The sequence below is a fragment of the Acinetobacter sp. YH12102 genome (assembly GCF_013419125.1).
Classification (GTDB): Bacteria; Pseudomonadota; Gammaproteobacteria; order Pseudomonadales; family Moraxellaceae; genus Acinetobacter; species Acinetobacter pseudolwoffii.
Genome location: NZ_VPAS01000035.1, coordinates 1 through 7,788 on the forward strand (window position 1 = coordinate 1; position 7,788 = coordinate 7,788).

The following is a 7,788-nucleotide window of genomic DNA, read 5'->3' on the forward strand; positions in this document are numbered from 1 at the left end:
ATGGAATAGATCTACTTATTGGTCAACTTAAAGCATTTGATGGAGCATTACTTGTTATCAGTCATGACCGATATTTTCTTGATATGGTTGTAGACAAGATATGGGAGTTAAAAGACGGTAAAATTACGGAATATTGGGGTGGTTACTCGGATTACTTGCGTCAAAAAGAAGAAGAGCGACAACACCAAGCCGTAGAATATGAGCTGATGATGAAGGAACGGGAGCGATTAGAATCTGCTGTGCAAGAAAAACGCCAGCAAGCTAATCGATTAGACAATAAGAAAAAAGGAGAAAAATCCAAAAACTCTACCGAAAGTGCTGGACGACTTGGGCATGCAAAAATGACTGGCACCAAGCAAAGAAAACTGTATCAGGCAGCTAAGAGTATGGAAAAGCGTTTGGCTGCATTAGAAGATATTCAAGCACCAGAGCATTTGCGTTCTATTCGTTTTCGTCAAAGTTCAGCCCTAGAACTGCACAATAAGTTCCCGATTACGGCAGATGGTCTGAGCTTAAAATTTGGTAGCCGTACTATCTTTGATGACGCTAACTTTATAATACCGCTTGGCGCTAAAGTCGCTATAACTGGATCGAATGGAACAGGGAAAACGTCCTTGTTAAAAATGATATCAGAACGTGCTGATGGATTAACCATATCTCCAAAAGCTGAAATTGGCTACTTTACACAAACAGGATATAAATTTAACACGCATAAATCTGTGCTCTCCTTTATGCAGGAAGAGTGCGAGTACACAGTTGCGGAAATTCGTGCAGTATTGGCTTCAATGGGGATCGGAGCGAATGATATTCAAAAAAACTTATCCGACTTATCGGGAGGTGAAATCATCAAACTGCTTTTATCCAAAATGCTTTTAGGAAAATATAATATTTTGCTTATGGATGAACCAGGAAACTATCTTGACCTAAAAAGTATTGCCGCATTAGAAACAATGATGAAGTCCTATGCAGGAACTATTATCTTCGTATCTCATGACAAGCAATTGGTCGATAATATTGCTGACATTATCTACGAGATCAAAGACCACAAAATCATCAAGACTTTTGAGAGAGATTGTTAATGATAGCCAATCTAATCCGAACATTAATTATTGAACTCTTTAAAGGAAATTAAAAATGACAATTCAAGATATTCAATCACTTGCTGAAGCACACGGCTTGTTGCTTACGGACAAAATGAATTTCAATGAAATGGGCATTGATTTTAAGGTCGTTTTTGCTCTTGATACAAAGGGGCAACAATGGTTGCTGCGTATTCCTCGTCGTGATGGCATGAGGGAACAAATCAAGAAAGAAAAACGCATTTTAGAATTGGTAAAAAAACATCTTTCTGTAGAGGTTCCTGATTGGAGAATTTCATCTACAGAATTAGTGGCTTATCCCATACTTAAAGATAATCCTGTTTTAAATTTGGATGCTGAAACCTATGAAATAATTTGGAATATGGACAAAGATAGCCCGAAATACATAACATCTTTGGCAAAAACCTTATTTGAAATCCATAGTATTCCTGAAAAAGAAGTTCGGGAAAATGATTTGAAAATTATGAAACCTTCAGATTTAAGACCTGAAATAGCAAACAATTTGCAGTTAGTAAAATCTGAAATTGGTATAAGTGAGCAATTGGAAACCCGCTACAGAAAATGGTTGGATAATGATGTTCTATGGGCAGATTTCACCCAATTTATACATGGCGATTTATATGCTGGGCATGTACTAGCTTCAAAGGATGGAGCTGTTTCAGGCGTTATTGATTGGTCAACAGCCCATATAGATGACCCAGCGATTGATTTTGCTGGGCATGTAACTTTGTTTGGAGAAGAAAGCCTCAAAACTCTAATCATCGAGTATGAAAAACTAGGGGGTAAAGTTTGGAATAAACTATATGAACAGACTTTAGAAAGAGCAGCGGCCTCTCCTTTGATGTATGGTTTATTTGCCTTAGAAACTCAAAATGAAAGCCTTATCGTTGGAGCAAAAGCTCAGTTGGGAGTTATATAATTTAAAAATATGATTGCTGAGAACTGCCTTGTTTTGAAACTTGGTTGGCTTTAATTAGTTTTTAGTATTCTTTATAGAAAATGCCTCGATCAAGGGGCATTTCTAACAATCATTTAACATAAAATTTCTTATGCGAAATTACATACCAACTTTAACCACATTGTGGACAGGTTGGATTTTAGAGATAAGAAAAACTTCTAGGGCATTTGCTAAATAAGCCGTATCACGCTCAAAGCCTATTGTAATGATGGATCCAGCATCTTTCAGTCTTGGATCTATCGCAATATATTCAGTTTTATCTTCATTCCATCGGCAATATTTCATTACCCTGGCGCTTAAGCCATTACCACGATAACGGCCAGCACCTCTAGAAGTCCCAACACCGATATAAGTCACTAAATCCCCTTTGACAAACGCATATACACCTTGTTTATCGTAATTAGGAATTTTTCCAAAATTAAAATGTACTGGTGACCATTCAGGAGGCTTTCCTAATAGGTCTACATTCCAGTGATGTTCGAAGAATAATTCTGTATTACGTATTAACTTATTAAGTGTTGGATCTTCCACTACTTATCCCTCAAAATTTATAAATTAAAAAGCTTTCGGTCACGCTCATCTGTTAAATACTTATCCATCTGAGCAATTAATTTAGCTCTGGCTTGTTCATCATCTTCAGTGATCTTTAGCATACAGGATCCAATTAAAATTTTGCGTCTGGTATCATCCTTTCGAGCTTGTTCTTTCTCTTTAGCACGTTCTCTTGCCAGTGCTGCCTGTCTTTGAGCCTTTAACTGCTTTAGCTTTTCTTCCTGTGCTTTGATTTTGCTGTCTAGTGTTTCAGTAACGCTCATTAATCCAATACCATCATCCTGGGAAACCATCCCTAACATAAGCGCACTTGAATATGCATTCAAGGTGCTATATGTATAGTAATGTTTTCCTCGAAGAGCGCACTTATGCAAACTTCGTTTGCAAGTACGATTGGGGTCTCCCCAATACCCCGACAACCGTATCCACGGTTGTACTTCACTACGTGAAAATTTAAAAGCGAAAATAGGCATGGCGATTTACCACTTTTCAGTCAAAACCGTAGCACGATCAGCAGGGCGTTCCGCTACTGCTGCGATTGCCTATCGGGCAGGTGAAAAGATCTATTGTGAACGTGAGGGCCGAGAACATGATTACAGCCGAAAAACAGGTGTGGAATATAAAGAAATTTATTTACCCGAAGGCGCACCAGAACATTTAAAAAACCGGGAAAGACTCTGGAACGAAGTTGAACAACGGGAAACCCGAAAAAACTCGACAGTTGCCCGAGAATTTGAAATCGCTTTTCCAAGTGAATTAAATCAGGAACAACGCCTGGCCATGCTCGAAGAGCTATGCGCCAGTATCGTGGACAGACACCAGGTAGCCGTCGATGCCTGTATTCATGCACCGCATACTGGATCTGGTAGTGATGAACGCAATTATCACGCGCATATCCTGATGAGCACACGCAAACTTACTCAGGAAGGCTTCACCGAGAAAACCCGGGAACTGGATCAGAAACACAGTGGAGAAATCGAACACTGGCGCGAACACTTTGCCGATATCTGCAATATGCACCTGGATCTGGCTGGATACACTGCCCGAGTCGACCACCGCAGCTACAAAGACCAGGAGAATGGTTTAGAAGCCACGCTGCACGAAGGGCCGAAAGTCACCGAACTGCGCCGAAAAGGGATTGAGACCGAAATCAGCCGAAGCAATGACGAAATCAAACAGAGAAATCAGGCTCAGCTGCAATACAGCAAAAATATGGATCTGCTGATTGCTGAAAATGAGATCAAACTCAGCACACTGAAAACAGAACAGCAGATCCAAATCAAAAATAGCGCTAAAACGCCACCAATTGACGAAAAAGCCCTGTTTGAGGAAAAACAGAGGGAAACCCTTGGCAAAGTGCTAAAACGCGAAATCAGCGCAAAAGACGCGAATCTAGACCTGGATTTCATGCAGCGTAATCTCAAACAAGCCGAAATAACCCTGACCAAGCACCACAAACATCAAAATGAGTTCAATCAGCAGCTTGCCCAGGAGATCGTGAAAAGCGGACTCAAGCAAAGTCATGACAAATTGCAAAGCCTGGTCGATCAACACAACGAATTAACTCAGAACAAACCCTTACTGTTTGGAAAAAAAGCCTGGGAAGCCCAACGTGATGCGATTTACCAGGAGCACAAAAAGCTGAAAGGTCAGCATGAACACCAGAAAAAACATGGTGTGAAGGATTTATTGGAAAATGACAAATTCAAAGAACATGCCTGGAAGCAGTACCAACAACAACATCCAGCCAAAGCCAAGCAATACCAGACTCTATACCCATCCTATCAAGTCATTAAAAAATGTGTGGATGAGATCAAAGCAGAACAACAGATGAAACTCAGACAGGAACAACAGCTCAAAGCACAGCAACATGCGCCTAAAATGAAATCTCGTGGCATGAGTCGCTAAACAGAGCGAGTGTCTACGAGCGAACTGAGAAAATTTGCCCATCCCTTTCCCTGATTACAAGCTCCCTATCCATCAATCACCTGCTTTACAGAGCATCCCGAATGGGTGCGAACTTTCCAAATTTGATTCCTAAACCGAGCGTAGCGAGAAAAAAAGCTCATGAGCGAAGCGAATTCCGAGCTGCTTTTGATCTTGCTTTTGCTTTTTCTCAAATTCACGAAAATATGAACCAAAAATTGCCCCGACGAATCGAGCGAAAGCGAGATTCAATAGAGTTTGAGCGAAGCGAAAACCAAGGGCAATTTTTTACTCCCTGGGCTTTTAATTATTTTTAAGCTTTTAAATGCTTTTAATTAAGCTGTAATCCTTTATTCATAATGGTTCTAGAGATATTAAAACGAGGTTTACCTTGCATTAAAACGAGGTTTACCTTGCATTAAAACGAGGTTTACCTTGCATTAAAACGAGGTTTACCTTGCATTAAGCGAGATAATTATATAACCTCGTCTTATTGAATTAAAAATATAATCTTTTCATATGAAAACAGAACTAGTTGTTAAAGATAACGCCTTAATCAATGCCAGTTATAACCTCGATCTAGTTGAACAGAGGTTAATTCTCCTAGCTATTGTTGAAGCAAGGGAATCGGGTAAAGGGATAAATGCTAATGATCCACTAACAGTTCATGCTGAAAGTTATATTAATCAGTTTGGTGTACATCGAAATACGGCTTATCAGGCGTTAAAAGATGCTTGCGATGACTTGTTTGCAAGACAATTCAGTTATCAGAGTCTTAGTGAAAAAGGTAACACTATTAATCACAAATCAAGATGGGTGAGCGAGGTGGCTTATATTGATAATGAAGCTGTCGTTAGACTTATTTTTGCCCCTGCTATTGTGCCTTTAATTACTAGGTTAGAAGAACAATTTACAAAGTATGAAATACAACAAATAAGTAATTTAACAAGTGCTTATGCTGTTCGTTTATATGAAATATTGATTGCATGGCGTAGTACTGGAAAAACGCCTCTCATAACTATGTATGATTTTAGACAAAAAATAGGTGTACTCGAGACTGAATACAAACGAATGTATGATTTTAAAAAATATGTTTTAGACATTGCATTAAAACAAGTAAATGAACATACCGATATTATTGTCAAAGTTGAACAGCATAAAACAGGTAGATCTATTACTGGTTTTTCATTTAGCTTTAAACAGAAAAAATCAGCCACGCATTCAGTCGAATCTAAAAGAGATCCGAATACATTAGACCTCTTTTCAAAAATAACAGATAAACAACGCCATCTATTCGCCAACAAGCTCTCAGAGCTTCCTGAGATGAGTAAATATTCACAAGGCACAGAAAGCTATCAGCAGTTTGCTGTACGTATAGCTGCCATGCTGCAAGATGCAGAGAAATTTAAGGAATTACTTCCTTTACTCAGAAAATTAGGATTTCAATGACATTGTTAATTGAAATTGTTAAGTTAACAGTCAGGTATTAACACAAGTTGAAAACTGGTTTACATAATGAAAAAACTGTCAGTTTCAGAGTTAGCTAAGCTTTATGGATATTCAAGACAAGCCATATATGCACATATAAACAAAGGAAATTTATCTAAAGGATCTGATGGATTAATTGACTTTTCAGAGGCCCTAAGAGTTTTTGGGGAACCACAAAAAAAAGAGGATACAGTCAATCAAAGTCAATCAATTAACAGTCAAAACTTGACAGAAGTTGACTTACTAAAACGTCAAGTTGACATACTGGAAAAACAATTAAATCAGGCAATACAGAGAGAAAATCAATCTTTAGAACGTGAATCGTTTTATCAAGAACAGATTGAAGCTATGCAGCGCTTACTAGAAGCACCAAAAGCCAATATGACTACCTTTACCGATCAGAGCTTTAAACAGGATATAGCAACGGATCCTCGGTCGGAACTAGCAACGAACTATGACGAATTGACTACTCCTCAGCAAGACAATAAGCGTATTCCTATCCCGGAGCATGTTGAACCAGAACAGAAGAAGAGAGGCTTCCTAAGCCGCTTTTTCCTTCCATATGGTTAGCCAAGACTCCAGTTTTTTGAAGAGCCAATTTCAGTGCAAGCACTTGAAATAATGACTCCTCAAAAAACCGGATGATGTTTATTAAAACTGAATAAAACCGTGGAACATCGCTCAATTAGTGATCGTGGAACATGAATAATCAATAAAAAGCCGTTCTGGTGCCCTATACTCCAGAACGGCTTACGTTAATATAATGATATTTAAAGAGAAATATCAAGCATTTCGTATAAGGTGTATTATGTTAATTTTAGAAAATCTTCACTACTATTATTTTAAAATAAGCCTTATATCCAAGCATAAAACAAGGTTGTCTAGACTTCTTTTAACAGTAAAGTTATCATAAAACTGAATTTTATTTTTTAGGTAAGTTTATGCATTCTATCCGCATTCGTTAAGACACAACTATTTGCATAGTGACACTATTTTATAATGGTGGGCTTTTGTTGTGTCTTTAAGAATATATGCGGATATATAAAGTAAAAGTATGCTTAATTTATAAGTATGCTTTTAGTGCATAGTTTCCAGTTATAACTTAATTGACTAGCTATTTGTCCACCCTGTGGATGAATAGCTTTTTTTTTGGGAGGACACTGTGATGCTAGCTTTTGTTTTCACCTAAATCCTGTTTGCTGCATAAAAAATTTCAAGAGCTAAACAGGAGTAAATAAAAATGAGTTTAATTATTAAAGCGAGAAACATACGCTTGGATTATGCTGGGCGTGATGTTTTGGATATTGATGAATTGGAAATTCACTCTTATGACCGTATTGGTCTTGTGGGTGATAACGGAGCAGGAAAGAGTAGTTTACTCAAAGTACTTAATGGCGAAATTGTTTTAGCCGAAGCGACATTACAGCGTTTTGGTGATTTTGCACATATCAGCCAACTGGGCGGAATCGAAATAGAAACGGTCGAAGACCGGGCAATGTTATCTCGCCTTGGTGTTTCCAATGTACAAAACGACACAATGAGTGGCGGAGAGGAAACTCGTGCAAAAATTGCTGCCGCATTTTCCCAACAAGTACATGGCATTCTAGCGGATGAACCAACCAGCCACCTTGATCTCAATGGAATAGATCTACTTATTGGTCAACTTAAAGCATTTGATGGAGCATTACTTGTTATCAGTCATGACCGATATTTTCTTGATATGGTTGTAGACAAGATATGGGAGTTAAAAGACGGTAAAATTAC

8 protein-coding genes and 1 pseudogene are annotated in these 7,788 nt (G+C 38.3%); 7 read left to right on the forward strand and 2 right to left on the reverse strand.

Annotation, left to right across the window (positions count from 1 at the left end; all coding sequences use genetic code 11):
- The coding region (msr(E), locus tag FTU42_RS14400; protein ID WP_180073075.1) for an ABC-F type ribosomal protection protein Msr(E) at window positions 1-1,079 on the forward strand (1,079 nt) is incomplete at its 5' end.
- Window positions 1,080-1,134: 55 nt separating this feature from the next.
- A complete protein-coding gene (locus tag FTU42_RS14405; RefSeq protein WP_000155092.1) occupies window positions 1,135-2,019 on the forward strand; it encodes an Mph(E) family macrolide 2'-phosphotransferase in 885 nt (294 codons plus the stop codon).
- 138 nt (window positions 2,020-2,157) lie between these two features.
- Here FTU42_RS14405 and FTU42_RS14410 read toward each other — a convergent pair whose 3' ends face one another.
- Window positions 2,158-2,589, reverse strand: a complete 432-nt coding sequence (locus tag FTU42_RS14410; RefSeq protein ID WP_039090891.1) for a hypothetical protein — start codon at window positions 2,587-2,589, stop codon at window positions 2,158-2,160.
- 17 nt (window positions 2,590-2,606) lie between these two features.
- Complete coding sequence (locus FTU42_RS14415; RefSeq protein WP_088749624.1) at window positions 2,607-2,873, reverse strand: mobilization protein; 267 nt, start codon at window positions 2,871-2,873, stop codon at window positions 2,607-2,609.
- A gap of 208 nt (window positions 2,874-3,081) precedes the next feature.
- Between FTU42_RS14415 and mobQ the strand changes: the two genes are divergently transcribed.
- The 5 genes and pseudogenes from mobQ to msr(E) (FTU42_RS14440) form a co-directional block, all read left to right on the forward strand.
- Window positions 3,082-4,518 (forward strand): MobQ family relaxase, encoded by a 1,437-nt coding sequence (gene mobQ, locus FTU42_RS14420; RefSeq protein ID WP_107111964.1) that lies wholly within the window; start codon window positions 3,082-3,084, stop codon window positions 4,516-4,518.
- A gap of 101 nt (window positions 4,519-4,619) precedes the next feature.
- The gene (locus FTU42_RS14425) at window positions 4,620-4,853 is read left to right on the forward strand and encodes a hypothetical protein (protein ID WP_068553069.1); all 234 of its coding nucleotides are present in this window, start codon (window positions 4,620-4,622) and stop codon (window positions 4,851-4,853) included.
- Window positions 4,854-5,055: 202 nt separating this feature from the next.
- Window positions 5,056-5,985, forward strand: a complete 930-nt coding sequence (gene repM / locus FTU42_RS14430; RefSeq protein ID WP_068553070.1) for a replication initiation protein RepM — start codon at window positions 5,056-5,058, stop codon at window positions 5,983-5,985.
- A gap of 66 nt (window positions 5,986-6,051) precedes the next feature.
- Complete coding sequence (locus FTU42_RS14435) at window positions 6,052-6,594, forward strand: plasmid replication DNA-binding protein (RefSeq protein WP_004896925.1); 543 nt, start codon at window positions 6,052-6,054, stop codon at window positions 6,592-6,594.
- Between the two features lie 670 nt (window positions 6,595-7,264).
- Window positions 7,265-7,788, forward strand: a pseudogene (gene msr(E) / locus FTU42_RS14440) (ABC-F type ribosomal protection protein Msr(E)); the annotation flags it as partial.